Below are 13,721 nucleotides of genomic sequence, written 5' to 3'. Positions count from 1 at the left end.
AGGAGGAAGACAAGTGCCGACCTACCAGTACCAGTGCACCGAGTGCGGCGAGGGCCTCGAGGCGGTGCAGAAGTTCACCGATGACGCCCTGACCGTATGCCCGAACTGCGACGGACGCCTGAAGAAGGTGTTCTCGGCGGTCGGCATCGTCTTCAAGGGCTCCGGCTTCTACCGCAACGACAGCCGCGGCGCGTCGTCGAGCAGTTCGCCCGCGTCCGGCGCGGCGTCGAAGACCTCGACGTCGTCGGGCTCGGAGTCCAAGCCCGCCGCGTCGACGTCGAGCTCCGGCTCGTCCTCGTCGAGCGCGAGCCCGGCCGCCTGACCCACCGCCGCGCACCCGCACCACCCCCGTACGACCCATGCCCCGGAACGCGCTCGCGCGGCCGGGGCCGCACCACCCCCGCCGTGTGACGGCGGGGGTTTCGGCGTTCGGGCCCCCCGTTAGTGTGACCGGCATGACCAACGCAGAGATCGGCGTCATCGGCGGCTCGGGCTTCTACTCGTTCCTGGACGACGTCACCGAGGTCCAGGTGGACACTCCCTACGGCGCCCCCAGCGACTCCCTCTTCCTCGGCGAGATCGCCGGCCGGAAGGTGGCGTTCCTGCCCCGCCACGGCCGCGGCCACCATCTGCCGCCGCACCGCATCAACTACCGCGCCAACCTGTGGGCGTTGCGCTCGGTCGGCGTGCGCCAGGTCCTCGGCCCGTGCGCGGTCGGGGGCCTGCGCCAGGAGTACGGGCCGGGCACGCTGCTCGTGCCGGACCAACTGGTGGACCGTACGAAGGGGCGCGCCCAGACCTTCTTCGACGGGCTGCCCCTGTCGGACGGCACCGTCCCCAACGTCGTCCACACCACGTTCGCCGACCCGTACTGCCCCGACGGCCGCAAGGCCGCCCTGGCCGCGGCCGACGGGCGCGGCTGGCAGGCCGTGGACGGCGGCACCATGGTCGTCATCGAGGGCCCCCGCTTCTCCACCCGCGCCGAATCACGGTGGCACGCGGCGATGGGCTGGTCCGTGGTCGGCATGACCGGGCACCCCGAGGCCGTCCTCGCCCGCGAACTGGGGCTCTGCTACACCTCGATGTCCCTGGTGACCGACCTGGACGCGGGCGCCGAGACCGGCGAGGGCGTCTCGCACACCGAGGTCCTGCGGGTGTTCGGCGAGAACGTGGCGCGGCTGCGCGACGTGCTCTTCGACGCGGTCGCCGCCCTCCCCGCCACCGAGGACCGCGCCTGCCTGTGCACCCACGTGCACGACGGATGGGACCTGGGCATCGAACTGCCCTGACTGCCTTTGGCGACGCTGCTCTGCCTGGGGGGGCGGGGCTGCCTGGCTGCTTCGGGGGCCTCGGGGTGCCCTGGCTGCTTCGGGTGCCCCGGCGGCTTCGGGGCGGGCCGGTGGCCTGGTCGCGGGGCCGTGGCTCACCGCAGAGAGGGCCGGTGGCTCGCCGCAGTGGGTCCGGTGCGCTCGCTGCGGTTGGGGCGCGAACTCCCCTTACGGGTGAGCGAGTTGTCCACATGTGGGCAGTGGTCCACAGGCCACGGCGGAATCTCGCGGAGCGGAGGATCGTGAGGGGCGTCCGAGCAGCACAGGCACTCCACGATCGGCAGTGGTCACCATGTCCGCGAAGCCCACAGCATCGGCGCCCGACACCACGTCCGCACCGGCGCCCGGCCCCACCTCCGCACCGGGGCCCGCCCCGTCCACCTCCCGCACCCCCTCCCCCGCTTCCCCCGCTTCCCCGGCTCTCCCCTCTTCCCCCGCTTCCTGCACCGCCTCACGCACTCATCGCCCCCTTCCCTTCCTGCCTCCCGTGCCTGCGCCTGAGCCCGGCGGGGTGCCCCTGTTCCCGCCCTTGCGGGTGCGCGGCGGGAGGCAGTCGCTGCGGCGCGCGATGCGCAGGCGGCGACGGGCGGTGGCCGCGGGGCTCGCCGTCACGGCCGCGGCACTGGCGGTCTCCAGCCCGCAGGCCGCCGAGCGTACGCAGTCGGTCGCGACGCCCGCCCCACGTGAGCGAGGGCCCGCGCGAGAGGCCGCGGTCGTGTCGGCGCCGGTACGGATCGCGGACGCGGAGACCGTACGGCTGCTGAGGCCCGGCGACCGGGTCGACGTGATCGCATCCGCCAACTCGCCATCGGCGGGCTCCGACACGGCTCGCGTGGTGGCAATGAACGCCAGGGTCACGGGAGTTCCGGCCGTGCGCGGCGGCGCTCCCGACGCGGGCGCGCTGGTCGTCCTCGCCGTGCCGCGCGAGACCGCCCGGGTGCTGGCGGGCGCGGGCACCACGTCCCGGCTGGCGGTGACCCTGTGCTGATTCGCACGGCCGAACGGTCAAGTCACCAGTTCGCATGCATGGATTGGACAGCACAGGTCCGCCCTGTCCAAGGTGGCGCAGGAGTTTGCTCCGCCCCCTGCACATGCGAAGAAGGGCTCATTGGTGAGCGAGGACAAGACAAGCGTGATGGCCGGCTTCAAGGCCTTTTTGATGCGCGGGAACGTGATCGACCTGGCTGTCGCCGTGGTGATCGGCGCCGCGTTCACCAACATCGTGAACTCGGTCGTGAAGGGCGTGATCAACCCGCTGGTCGGCGCGTTCGGCACGAAGAACCTGGAGAGCTACAGCTCCTGCCTGAAGGGCCCCTGCACCGGCGACTCGGGCATCCAGATCCTCTGGGGCGGGGTGCTCAGCGCCGTGCTGAGCTTCCTCATCACCGCTGCGGTCGTGTACTTCCTGATGGTGCTGCCGATGGCCAAGATCCTGGCCAGGCGGGCGGCGCACGACAAGGCCAAGGAAGGGGTGCGCGAGACGATGGAGGTCAGCGAGCTGGAGGTGCTGAAGGAGATCCGCGACACCCTGATCGCCCAGCGCGGCCCGAGCTCCGGCTCCCACCCGGACACCGGACCGGGCACGGGCCCCGGTTCCGGCCCAGGTTTCGGGACCGGTTCCGGCCCGACTGCCGGGCCCGCGGGGTCCTAGATCCCGCGCGTACGGCGCGTACGGCGCGTAAGGCGCGCACGGCGCGCACGGCCCGCACGGCGCGCACGGCCCGCACGGTGCGTACGGCTCAGATGTGGTGGGGCGGCTTCTCGTCGAGGAAGCGGGCCAGGTCGGCGGCGCTGCCCGCGGACGCCGGCCGCTCGCCCCAGCCACGGTCCGTGTCGTCGGCGGACTGCTGGTCGAGCGGATCGTCGAAGTCCAGCCTCGGCTTGGGCTGCTCCTTCGGCTTCTTGGGCGCTGATTCCCGGTCGCGCGGTCCGGGGGCGGGGGCGGTGCTCATGCCTCCAGGGTACGGCTGGTGGCGGCGCCGCCCGGTTCGGCGCCGCCTCGATCGACGCTGCGAAGATCGGCGCTGCGAAGACCAACGCTGCGAAGGTCGGCTCCGCGCGGATCGGCGTCCCCCCGGTCAACGGTCCTTCGGGTCGAGTGCCCACAGGCCCAGTACGACGAGGAACGACAGGCACAGGAATCCCGCGCCCCACCACGCGGTGCCGGTGTTGCCTCGCATCCACTCGTTGACCACCACGGTCAGGCCCCACAGCTGGCCGATGACCACGCTGATGGCGAGGGTGAGGCGAGCGGTCAGCTTCGACGAGCGTTCCGGCTCCTGCTCGCTCCCGGCGCCCGGCCCCGGCCCGGTGTGCCGGACGCGGGGGTCGCCGTACCCGCTGGTCGGCCGGATCTGCGGATACCGCTCGTGGACCGGCCGGTTGAGCCGGGGCTGTGCGGAGCCCGGGGTGTACGAGGGTCGCGAGGGGACCGCGAAGCCCTCCTCCGCGCCGGCCCCGACGCGGCGACCGATGGCCGCACCACCGGCCGCACCACCGGACGGACCTCCGGCCGCACCACCGGACGGTCCTCGGGCCGCACCACCGGGCGGACCTCCGGCCGGACCTCCGCCCTGGCCGCTGTCCGCGAGCCCCTTCTTAAGGCCGCTCGGCCCGCCCCTCGGGCCGCCGCTGCTACCGCCCCTCGGGCCGCCGCTCAAGGGGTTGCCGGGGCCACCGCTCAGGCCGTCGTCGGCGTGGGCGTGTGGGTGGGGGCCGCCTTCGCCGCCGCCGGGGTGCGCGTTCCCTTCGGTGCTCATGTCCGGTCACTCCACTGGGTGCTCATGTCCGCTCGCTCCTCCGGGGGCTCATGTCCGCTCCCTCTGGGCCGACTTGGCGTTCGCGGCGGGGCAGCCCATGCGGGCCGCCATGTCGGGTCGCTTGTCGGCGAACTGCCGGCACACGGCGTCCTTGGCGCTCTCCCCTGAGCGCGCCGTGGCCACCGCCCAGACACTGCCGTCGGCCCTTTCGACGAGCAGCACCTTGGGCAGCGGCCGTGGCGGCGGTCCGGCGGTGACCTCACCGGTGCGGGCGTCGAAGACGCCTTCGTGGCAGGGGCAGTACAGCTCGCCCTCGGTGCCGCGGTCCTCGCGCCACAGCACCCCGCAGGCCAGGTGCGTACAGACGGCGGAGTACCCGACGAGGGTGCCGTCCTTGAGGCGGACGGCGACCGCCCGGTCGTCCTCGCCGGGAAAGCGGAAGGCCATGGACTCGCCACGGGCGAGCACGGGCGCGACGCGCTTGGCCTCGGGCGGGCCGTCGCTGTCGCCGTGCCGGTGCAGCACTCCCCCGGCGACGGCGAGCCCACCGACGGCGAGGCCGCCCGAGACGGTGGCGACGATGCGCAGGTAGTCACGGCGGGTGGAGAGGGAGTCGGCGGCGATGCGGTCGTGCAGGGCGGTCTGCGCGGGATCCGCGCCCGGGTCGGGGGCGGCCGGCGACTGGTCGGTGACGCTCATCGGGTGACGTCCATCCCGCTCACCCGTCGCCCGCCGCCGTCGGAGGTCACTTCGTTCACGGCTTTTCCATTCACCTCGACGATCGGCAGGCCGCCGGGCACCGGCCACTGGACCTTGTCGGCGGGCACGACCATGGCCACGCCGGTGGAGACGACGACATCGCCGAACGTGAAGGAGTCGGCGACCTGGACCCCGGGGCGCTCGGCGCGCAGCTCCTCGACGGTCCCGTAGAACAGCGCACCGGTCGGACAGACCGTGGCGCACATGGGGGCCAGACCGTAGGCGGTGCGGTCGTAGCAGAGGTTGCACTTCATCTGGAGCTTCGCCTGGAGGTCGATCTTCGGTACGCCGAAGGGGCAGGCGTTGACGCAGTTGGCGCAGCCGATGCAGCGGGTGGTGTCGGCCTGCTGCACCACACCGTCCGCGGTCACCAGGATCGCGTCGGCGGGACAGACCTCGGCGCACGGCGCGACCGGGTCCTCACAGTGCATGCAGACAGTGGGAAGGGAGGCGACGGAATGACCCTCGTCGGGATAGTCGAGATGGATCATGGACTTGCCGCGGTGCGAGTCGCACTCGCGGCAGGCGGACACACAGGCCTGGCAGCCGATGCAGCGCCCCGGGTCGATGAAGATCGTTCTGCCCATCATGGCGGACGTCAGCTCCTCTCCGCGGTGCCACGGCCCTGCGGGGACGTGGGGGGCAGGGGGTCGGTGCGCGAGACCTGGGTCGCCGGGTACGCCACGTGTCCCGGGGCGGTCGGCGGCGCCGGCACCTCGTCGATCCGCTCGGCGGCCTCGATACGACAGGCGCACACCTTGTACTCGGGGATCTTCGAGCGGGGGTCGAGGGCGTCGATGGTGAGCGCGTTGGCGGCCGTGGGGACGGGCCAGTGGTACGGGATGAACACGGTGTCGGGCCGGATCGCCTCGGTGACCAGCGCCGGAAACACCTCGCTGCCGCGCCGGGTCACCACGCGCACCGGATCACCGTTGCGGAAACCGTGCGAGGGGTGGACCTCCACCCAGGGCCGCGGCGTCTGCTCGACCAGCGCGCCGAGCCGACGGGTCTGGTTGCCGGACAGGAAGTGCGCCACCGTACGGCCCGTCGTCAGCGACATCGGATGGTCCTCGTCGTACGGATCCATCGGCGGATGCCACGCGACGACCTGCATGTGGATCTTGCCGTCGGGGTGTGCGGTCCTGCCGTCCTCGAACAGGCGCGGTGTGCCCGGGTGGTCGGTGGAGGGGCAGGGCCAGGCGATACCGCCGGTCTCCTCCAGTCGTTCGTACGTGATGCCGTAGTAGTCGTTGACCGTTCCGGACGATGCGAGGCGCAGCTCGTCGAACACGTCGCGCGAACCCTGATAGCTGAACTTGTCGCCCGCGCCCAGGCGTTGGGCCAGCCGGCACATCACCCACGTGTCGGTGCGTACCCCGGCGGGCGGTTCCTGCGCCTTGTTGTGCTTGACCACCCGCGCCTCCGCGTTGGCCATTACACCCTCGTCCTCGGCCCAGGTGGTGACGGGAAAGACGACATGTGCGTTGGCCGCGGTCTCGGAAAGGAAGAAGTCGAATTGAGCGTGGAACTCCAAAGCGTCGTAACCGGACTTCACCGTCGCGTAGTTGGGGAGGGAGACGAACGGGTTGTTGCAGATGCCGATCAGGCCGCGGATCTCGCTGCGTTGCATCTGCCAGACCATTTCCATCATCGAGGTGCCGGCCGGCGGGAGCTCGGTCTCCTCGATCCCCCAGATCTCGCAGATCTGCCGCCGGTGCTCCGGATTCGAGATGGAGCGCCCGCCAGGCAGCAGGTCGGACTTCTGGCCGTGCTCGCGTCCGCCCTGGCCGTTGCCCTGGCCGGTGATGGTGCCGTAACCGGCGCCCGGCTTACCGAGGTTGCCGGTCGCCGTGCACAGGTTGATGACGGTCAGGCAGTTCTCGACGCCCTGCGAATGGTGCTCGATGCCCCGGGCGTGCCAGGCCATCGCGCGGTCGGCGCCCGCGAAGGCCCGGGCGACCTGGACGACCTGGGACGCGGGGATCCCGCAGATGTCGGCGGCCACCTCGGGCGTGCAGTCGGCGACGGCGGCACGCACCTCGTCCCAGCCGGTGGTGCGTTCGGCGACGAACCGCTCGTCGACAAGGTTCTCCTCGATGACGACGTTCAGTACGGCGTTGAAGAAGGCGGCGTCGGTGCCGGGCTTGAGGGCGACGTGGATGTCGGCGGTGCGCGCGATGGCCGTCTCGCGCGGGTCGATCACGATCAGGGTGGCACCGCGGTCCCGGGCGCCCCACACGTACTGCGTCATGACGGGGAAGCACTCGCCGACGTTCGACCCGGCGATCAGCAGGCAGTCGGTGAGCAGGATGTCGGAGAACGGGTTGCCGGCCCGGTCGATGCCGAAGGCGAGTTTGTTGGCACCGGCCGCGGAGACCATGCACAGCCGGCCGTTGTAGTCGACGTGCCGCGTCTTGAGGGCGACCCGGCCGAACTTGCCGACCAGGTATGTCTTCTCGGAGAACAGGCTTGCCCCGCCGAGCAGTCCGAACGCGTCGTTGCCGTGGGCGGCCTGGATGCGGCGGACCTCGGCGGCCGTGAAGTCGAGTGCTTCGTCCCAGGAGACCTCGCTGAACGGCTCGTCGCGGGAGCGGCGCAGCAGCGGCGCGGTCAGCCGGTCGGGGTGGTTGACCTGCTGGTAGGCGTTGATGCCCTTGGGGCACAGGCGCATCCGGTTGATGTCGTGGTTGCGGGGTTCGACGCCGAACACCTTGCCCGCCCGGTCCACCCGCAGATACATGCCGCACTGCACCCCGCAGAAGCAGCAGTGGGTGGGCACCAGGGTCTCGCCGTTCTGGTCCGCGTGCCACTGGTCGGCGGGGATGCCGCCCGCGTCCCGGAAGTTGCGGGTGCCGGGCGGTGCGATCGAGGGATCCAGCGGAATGGGCCGGCTGCTCACTTGAAGCCCTTCTTGACATGGCTGAGGTAGGCGGAGCCGCGCAGCACCCGCTTGCAGCGCGGGCAGTACGCGGCCCAGGCGTCGAAGTCGAGCTTCAGGTCGCGCATGGTGCCCCGCAGGTTCTCGACGTACGGGGCGGTGTCGATGGGCTCACCGCACCGCTTGCACGGAAAGAGCTGCTCGTCCTGGCGGGAGGTGTACTTGAAGAGCTGCATGCCGACCGCGGCCGGCCGCTGCACGATGTGGAAGAACTTCCCGAACGGGATGTAGATGAGCGTGAACACCACCGACACCATGTGCAGGACGGCCAGGAACTGGTAGCCGCCGCCGTGCAGGAAGATCGACGAGAAGGTGAGGAGGAGGCCCGTCACGGAGATGACGATCAGTGCGATCAGCGGGACGAGGTCGTAGGCGAAGCGCTGGCCGGTCATGGCACCGCGGTCCTTCATCCGCCGCCACAGGAAGTACGAGGCGCCCGGGATCACCAGCACGGCGGCGATGTCCAGGCCGTGGAACATCAGCCGGCCCGCGACGCTCAGCGAGTCGAACCCGAGGATCTTGAACCCCCAGATCCGCATCTCGTATCCGGGCCCCGCACCCGAGTCCCCGGTGAAGGTGAACCAGCCCCAGGTCAGCGGGAACGTGATCGCGGCGGCCAGGATGCAGCCCCAGAAGATCAACTGATGCGCGGCCCAGCGGGCGTGCGAGCGGGCGCCGAGGAACTTCTGGAAGCCGAGATAGGTGGCGATCATTTTCGGCAGGGCGGTGGGCGCCTTGCGGAAGTTGGCCACCGAGAACAGGCTGCGCCAGCCCTGCTTGAAGAGGCGGCGCGCGCCGGGAGAGGAGATCCACACGGTGTAGCGGTAGGCGACACCGAAGGCCAGGAACACGGTGGCGACCGCGTACGGAAGGAGCGCGGAGTCGAAGTCCTTGAGCAGCCGGCTGCCGAACACGATGGCAAGGATGAGCAGAACGGACACGACCGTGCCGGCCAGGGTCGCGCGCGGCACCACGGAACGCGGGGCGGCCGCGGGCGCCTGCACCGGTGGGGGCAGCAGACCAGGCGAGGAGGCGTCCGGCGCGGCTGCGGGGGGTGCGGGTGGCTCGGTCACCTCCTCACGATAGGAACAATCCCGGACCAGATACCTGTTTTAGCCATCAACGGGGTGAGTCCGTTCGGACGCTTCCCCGCCCCCAGGACCGAGCCGTCGGCAGCCCGGTGCGGGCAGGACGCCACCGCCACCCACGCGACACTCGGCGGCCTGCCGCACTCGCCACCCGCGCGACACTCGGCGGCCTGCCGCACTCGCCGCCTGCCGCACTCGCCGTCCGCCGCACTCGCGGGCCCACCACGCTCGGCGGCCCGCCGCACCGCACTCCAAAGGCCTAACCCGCCGCCCCGCCGGGCGTCGGCACGACACCCAGTTGCTGAAGCATGCGAAGGAGGTCCCTTTCCGACCACTTCTCGACGAGCCGGCCGTTCTCGATGCGATGGATCACCACAGCGGTCGTCTCCACCGCCTTGCCGGTACGGGGGATCCCGGGGAGGTCTCCCTCGTGCACCCCGCGAGCCGTCAGGCGGGACACGACCTTGTCGCCCTCGGCGATCTGGTCCTCGATCGTGTGGGTGCCCGGAGTGGCCTCCCAGAACAGACGGAACGCCTCCTTGAGCCCCTCACGCCCCGGGGCGAACCCGGGAAAGGGGGGCGGCGAGTGGTCCAGGTAGTCCTCGGCGACGAACTCGTCCAGGGCGTCGATGTTGCCCGCGTCGATCTCCTGGTAGAAGCGGCGTACCAACTGCTTGTTCTCTTCGGTCGACACGGGAACCCTTCTTCGCACTCGCGTGGTGACGCCGGAACGGCGCACATGGCCCGACGCGTCGCCGCGTCACCACTGGGGTTTCCCGCCCCGCCGGGCGACGTGGCGGGCGGCCCCGGAGGTTCACCCGGAAGCAGCTACGCGACGCCGCGACCGCTTCGGACCGCGCAAAGGCCGCGCGCGGCGAAGGCCTCACGGTCCGCCGCCACGTCATCGGCGGCCGGCGACGGGGCGCCGAACAGCTACGTCGGCGGGTTGAGTTTGCGGAAGTAGGTCCAGCTGGTCTCGTTGGGCTCGCTCCACTTCTCGGGGGCGTGCGCGAACTCGGGGTGGTGGTCGGCGATGTGGGCGCGGGTGCGTTCGGGGACCTCGGCGTATGTGCCGAGCTTGCGGCCACGGCAGTGGTAGGTGAGCCCGCCGGGGCGCTGCCCGCGCGCCATCCAGGGCAGCCACGGCGACATCCGGGTCCACGACATGGTGGCCGGCACGCTGGGCGCGGGGCCCGCGAGGTCGATGCGGTCCGCGAAGAACTGGAACAGTTCGAGCGCCTTGTACGTGTCGCCGGCGGAGTGGAGCGGGTACTGGGCGACCGGCAGGGGCGAGGGGTAGGAGAGCGGGATCTCCAGGCTGAAGCAGACCTGCCCGCCGAGCTCGGTGGCGGGCACGGGGAAGGGGCGCCAGCGCTGGTTGGCCGGGTCGTTCCAGATGTGCACGACGGGCAGGTCGTGCCAGGTGTCGAGGATGTGGCGGGTGACGGGGTCGAGGTAGAAGGCGGCTTCGCGGGTGAGCAGTTGGTACGCGTCCGGTCCGGCGTCCTCGTCGTGGACGAGGCCGGCGTCCTCGTCGTGGACGAGGCGGGCGACGTTGACGCCCTCGAAGCCGAAGAGCCGCTGATAGGGCTCGTCGGGGGCCCAGGAGTAGACGTCGCCGGACCACCAGTAGGTCACTTCGTCGCCGTCGAGGGAGGCGCGGGTGCGGGCGAGGTCGCGGAGCGAGTACGCGGGTGCGGTCATCCCCCCACTCTGCGCGCCGCCCCTGCGCGGCGGATACCCCGCGGCCGCGCGCCTCGGCCGCCTGCCTCCGCACCGAACGAGCGAGCGTTCAGTTGGGAGGGAGGGTCAGCACGATCTTTCCCTGGGTGCGGCCGGATTCGATGAGGTGGTGGGCCTTGGCGGCGTCGGCGAGCGGCAGGGTGTGCTCGACGTGCGGGCGCAGCCGGCCGGTGTCGACCAGCTCGGCGATTTCCTGGAGTCCTACGTGGTCCGGCTCCACGGTGACGCCCGCGAATCGTCGCCCGGCCGCGGCGGCAGCCTGCCGCAGGGCGGTGTCCGCCCGGTCCACCACGGTGACCAGGAGGCCCCCGGGGCGCAGGGCTTGGAGCGATCGCCTGCCGTAGGTGCCGCCCACGGTGTCAAGGACGAGGTCGGCGTCGGTGACGACGTCGGTGAAGTCGACGGTGCGGTAGTCGATGACGTCGTCCGCGCCGAGTCCGCGGACGAAGTCGTGCTTGGCCGCGCCGGCGGTGGCGATGACATGGGCACCGCGGGCCTTGGCGATCTGGACGGCCAGGTGGCCGACGCCACCGCCGCCGCCGTGGATCAGGACGCGCTGCCCGGCCTCGACCTGTCCGGCGTCGACGATGCTCTGCCAGGCGGTGAGTCCGGCGAGGGGCAGGGCTGCCGCGTGGGCGTGGTCAAGCGCCTTGGGTTTGCGGGCCAGTTGGCGCGACGGCACGGCGACGTACTCGGCGTAGGCGTTGCCGGCCCGGGGGAAGAAGGGCATGCCGTAGACCTCGTCCCCCACCTGGAAGCGCGTGACACCGGGCACGACCTCTTCGACGACGCCGGAGATGTCCCAGCCGAGGACGAACGGCGGCTCGCCCAGCAGAGGGAAGGCCCCGGAACGGACCATCGCGTCGACCGGGTTGACGGCGGCCGCGTGGACCCGCACCAGCACTTCGGAGGGCAACGGCTGCGGCCGGTCCACGTCGGTGAGTTCGAGGACTTCGGGGCCACCGAAAGTGTGCTGGGTGATCGCGTGCATGTCGGTACTCCTGGAGGTCGGATGTGAGCGGGTGGACGTGGGGGGGGGTGAGGGGATCGGGGCGCGGGAGCGGGGGCGGGCAGGCGTGAGGGATCAGGCGCGGGAAGTCACGCGTGCGGGGGGGCTGACGCGCTAAGTCGGGCGTGAGGGGCAGGACTTGGGGGTCAAGACCCGGAGGTCATGACCCGGAGGTCAGGAGCCGGGGGCCAGGCCCTGGGAGTCAGGCCCTGGGGGTTAGGCCCTGGGGATCTGCTCATCGAGGAAGGAAGTGATGAGTTCCAGCCACTCCTCGGGCCGCTCGGCGAACGGCAGATGACCGGTGGCGATTTCGGCCAGGCGCGCTCCGGGTATCCGGTCGGCGAGCTGCCGGTGCAGAGCGGGTGAGACCAGCGGGTCGCCGGTCGTGGAGATCACCAGGGTGGGGACGGCGACCCGGGCGAGGTCGTCGCGGACGTCGATGCGCCGGACCAGGTCGGTGTGGTCCGGGGTGCCGGGCGGAATGGCCTCGGCGAGGAGGTCGACGCCGGCCCGCAGCGGGTCGGGCGCGAGTGCGTTCAGGGCGGGGGTGCTGAGCGCCACCAGCGTCAGGTATTCGGCCAGCAGCGAGTGGTCACCGGATTCGTGCAGCCGCTGCCAGAGCCCGGCGGCCAGATCGAGCTTGCTGTCACGGTGCGCGAAGGCCGCGGTCAGGACCAGGGCGGTGACGCGCTCGGGGTGACGTACGGCGGCGCGGACCGCGACGGGGCCGCCGAGTGAGAAACCGGCGATCGCGAAGGTGTCAAGGCCCTCGGCGTCCGCCGCGGCCACCAGCTGGTCGGCCAGCTCGTCCACGTCGAGAGGGGTCGCGGACCTCGGGGTCTTCCCGGTGCCCGGGTAGTCGGCGCCCACCACCGTGTGGTGAGCGGCGAGCCCGTCGAGGATCGGTCCGTAGTTGCCTTCGACACTGCCGCCCGCCCCGTGCGCCAGAAGAAGTCCGGGACCGGATCCGCGGACGGTACGGGCGAGGGCGGGCGTGGGCAGAACAAGGGACGGGACAAGGGACGGAACAAGGGACGGGGCGGGCGGGGCCTGGGTGAGCACGGACATGACGGAACGCCTCCTTGGCTTCGACGAATCAGCTTTAGCGATCGCTACAGCCGGAAACGTAGCACAGCTTTAGCGATCGCTATAGACTGCGTTCATGAGCACCCCACGAGCGCAACGACGAGCTTTCGACCGGGACGCGGCGCTGGAGGTGGCGCTGAGGGAGTTCTGGCTGCACGGCTACGAAACGACCTCCGTCGCCTCGCTCACCCGGGCGATGGGGATCAACCCGCCGAGCCTGTACGCCGCCTTCGGCGACAAGCGGCAGTTGTTCAGCGAGGTCGTCCAGCACTACGCGCAGACCCACGGCAGCTACGGGGCCCGCGCCCTGGCGGAACCCACCGCACGCGGCGCCGTCGAAACGCTGCTCCGGCTGGCCGCGGCCGAGCACACCGACCCCAGCCATCCGCCGGGCTGCCTGGTCATCAACGCGGCGACCAACTGCACACCGGCAGCCGAGGACGTCAAGGCCGAACTGCGCGGTTTCCGCGAGGGGACCAAGCAGGCGATCAAGGAGAAGATCGAGGCGGACATCGACGCGGGGCGCCTGCCCGAAGGCACCGACGCCGAGGCGCTGGCAACGTTCTACGCGGCTGTCGTGCAGGGCATGTCCACCCAGGCGTGCGACGGCGTCGGCCGCGAAACGCTTGAGCGTGTGGCCGACACGGCTCTCGCCGCATGGCCCACGGGCGCACGGCCCACGGGCGCACCGCGCGGGACCGGCCCCGTGTGACCTGGCGGCACGGGCACCGAGCCTGCCCCCTCACCGCACGCCTTGTGCTGAACCGGCACGACGCTGAACCGGCACGACGCTGAACCGGCACCAAGCCGAACCGGCACGACACCGAACCGGCACGACGCCGAACCCGTACGACACCGAACCGGCACGACGCCGAACCGGCACGACGCCGAACCCGTACGACACCGAACCGGCACGACGCTGAACCCGTACGACGCCGAACCGGCACGAAGCTGAACCGGTACGAATCGGTGCCGCCCGAGGTGTTGGCCGCGTAGCACCCCGCCCCGTCT

General features: G+C 71.4%; 15 protein-coding genes. 5 read left to right on the top strand and 10 right to left on the bottom strand.

The genetic code is table 11. The features are described 5' to 3' along the window. Positions 1–13 precede the first annotated feature (13 nt). The 4 genes from ACGFW5_RS30315 (at position 14) to mscL (ending at position 2,979) form a co-directional block, all read left to right on the top strand. The gene (locus tag ACGFW5_RS30315; RefSeq protein WP_393837512.1) at positions 14–322 is read left to right on the top strand and encodes an FmdB family zinc ribbon protein; all 309 of its coding nucleotides are present in this window, start codon (positions 14–16) and stop codon (positions 320–322) included. Positions 323–455: 133 nt separating this feature from the next. Then, on the top strand, positions 456–1,289 hold the full coding sequence (locus ACGFW5_RS30310; protein WP_393837511.1) for an S-methyl-5'-thioadenosine phosphorylase: 834 nt from the start codon (positions 456–458) through the stop codon (positions 1,287–1,289). A 526-nt stretch (positions 1,290–1,815) separates the two neighbouring features. After that, entirely contained in the window at positions 1,816–2,316 is a 501-nt protein-coding gene (locus ACGFW5_RS30305; protein WP_393837510.1) for an RcpC/CpaB family pilus assembly protein, read from the top strand. A gap of 123 nt (positions 2,317–2,439) precedes the next feature. Next, positions 2,440–2,979 (top strand): large conductance mechanosensitive channel protein MscL, encoded by a 540-nt coding sequence (gene mscL, locus ACGFW5_RS30300; protein ID WP_393837509.1) that lies wholly within the window; start codon positions 2,440–2,442, stop codon positions 2,977–2,979. 88 nt (positions 2,980–3,067) lie between these two features. Here mscL and ACGFW5_RS30295 read toward each other — a convergent pair whose 3' ends face one another. The 10 genes from ACGFW5_RS30295 to ACGFW5_RS30250 all read right to left on the bottom strand — a co-directional run bounded on the left by ACGFW5_RS30295 (position 3,068) and on the right by ACGFW5_RS30250 (position 12,692). Continuing rightward, entirely contained in the window at positions 3,068–3,280 is a 213-nt protein-coding gene (locus ACGFW5_RS30295; RefSeq protein WP_393837508.1) for a hypothetical protein, read from the bottom strand. 126 nt (positions 3,281–3,406) lie between these two features. Beyond that, positions 3,407–3,802 carry a hypothetical protein gene (locus tag ACGFW5_RS30290; RefSeq protein WP_393837554.1) on the bottom strand — a complete coding sequence of 132 codons (396 nt, stop codon included), beginning with the start codon at positions 3,800–3,802 and terminating at the stop codon, positions 3,407–3,409. Positions 3,803–4,135: 333 nt separating this feature from the next. Next, positions 4,136–4,786, bottom strand: a complete 651-nt coding sequence (locus tag ACGFW5_RS30285) for a ubiquinol-cytochrome c reductase iron-sulfur subunit (protein WP_393837507.1) — start codon at positions 4,784–4,786, stop codon at positions 4,136–4,138. Beyond that, positions 4,783–5,436: a 4Fe-4S dicluster domain-containing protein gene (locus tag ACGFW5_RS30280; protein ID WP_393837506.1), complete on the bottom strand. Its 654-nt coding sequence runs from the start codon at positions 5,434–5,436 to the stop codon at positions 4,783–4,785. Before ACGFW5_RS30280 ends, ACGFW5_RS30285 begins: the two co-directional genes overlap by 4 nt. An 8-nt stretch (positions 5,437–5,444) precedes the next feature. Next, entirely contained in the window at positions 5,445–7,745 is a 2,301-nt protein-coding gene (locus ACGFW5_RS30275) for a molybdopterin oxidoreductase family protein (RefSeq protein WP_393837505.1), read from the bottom strand. Next, positions 7,742–8,857 (bottom strand): MFS transporter, encoded by a 1,116-nt coding sequence (locus ACGFW5_RS30270; RefSeq protein WP_393837504.1) that lies wholly within the window; start codon positions 8,855–8,857, stop codon positions 7,742–7,744. The genes ACGFW5_RS30275 and ACGFW5_RS30270 overlap by 4 nt, the downstream gene beginning before the upstream one ends. Before the next feature lie 274 nt (positions 8,858–9,131). Further along, positions 9,132–9,566 carry an ester cyclase gene (locus tag ACGFW5_RS30265; RefSeq protein ID WP_393837503.1) on the bottom strand — a complete coding sequence of 145 codons (435 nt, stop codon included), beginning with the start codon at positions 9,564–9,566 and terminating at the stop codon, positions 9,132–9,134. 239 nt (positions 9,567–9,805) lie between these two features. Further along, positions 9,806–10,576 carry a DUF1838 family protein gene (locus ACGFW5_RS30260; protein ID WP_393837502.1) on the bottom strand — a complete coding sequence of 257 codons (771 nt, stop codon included), beginning with the start codon at positions 10,574–10,576 and terminating at the stop codon, positions 9,806–9,808. Between the two features lie 88 nt (positions 10,577–10,664). Next, positions 10,665–11,606, bottom strand: a complete 942-nt coding sequence (locus ACGFW5_RS30255; protein ID WP_393837501.1) for an NADP-dependent oxidoreductase — start codon at positions 11,604–11,606, stop codon at positions 10,665–10,667. Positions 11,607–11,840: 234 nt separating this feature from the next. Continuing rightward, positions 11,841–12,692, bottom strand: a complete 852-nt coding sequence (locus tag ACGFW5_RS30250) for an alpha/beta fold hydrolase (RefSeq protein ID WP_393837500.1) — start codon at positions 12,690–12,692, stop codon at positions 11,841–11,843. Positions 12,693–12,786: 94 nt separating this feature from the next. Between ACGFW5_RS30250 and ACGFW5_RS30245 the strand changes: the two genes are divergently transcribed. After that, a complete protein-coding gene (locus tag ACGFW5_RS30245; RefSeq protein ID WP_393837499.1) occupies positions 12,787–13,422 on the top strand; it encodes a TetR/AcrR family transcriptional regulator in 636 nt (211 codons plus the stop codon). Positions 13,423–13,721: the final 299 nt, after the last annotated feature.

Source organism: Streptomyces sp. NPDC048416, from assembly GCF_043200435.1.
In the GTDB taxonomy this organism is placed as follows: Bacteria; Actinomycetota; Actinomycetes; order Streptomycetales; family Streptomycetaceae; genus Streptomyces.
This window is presented reverse-complemented; position numbering and strand designations above follow the sequence as displayed.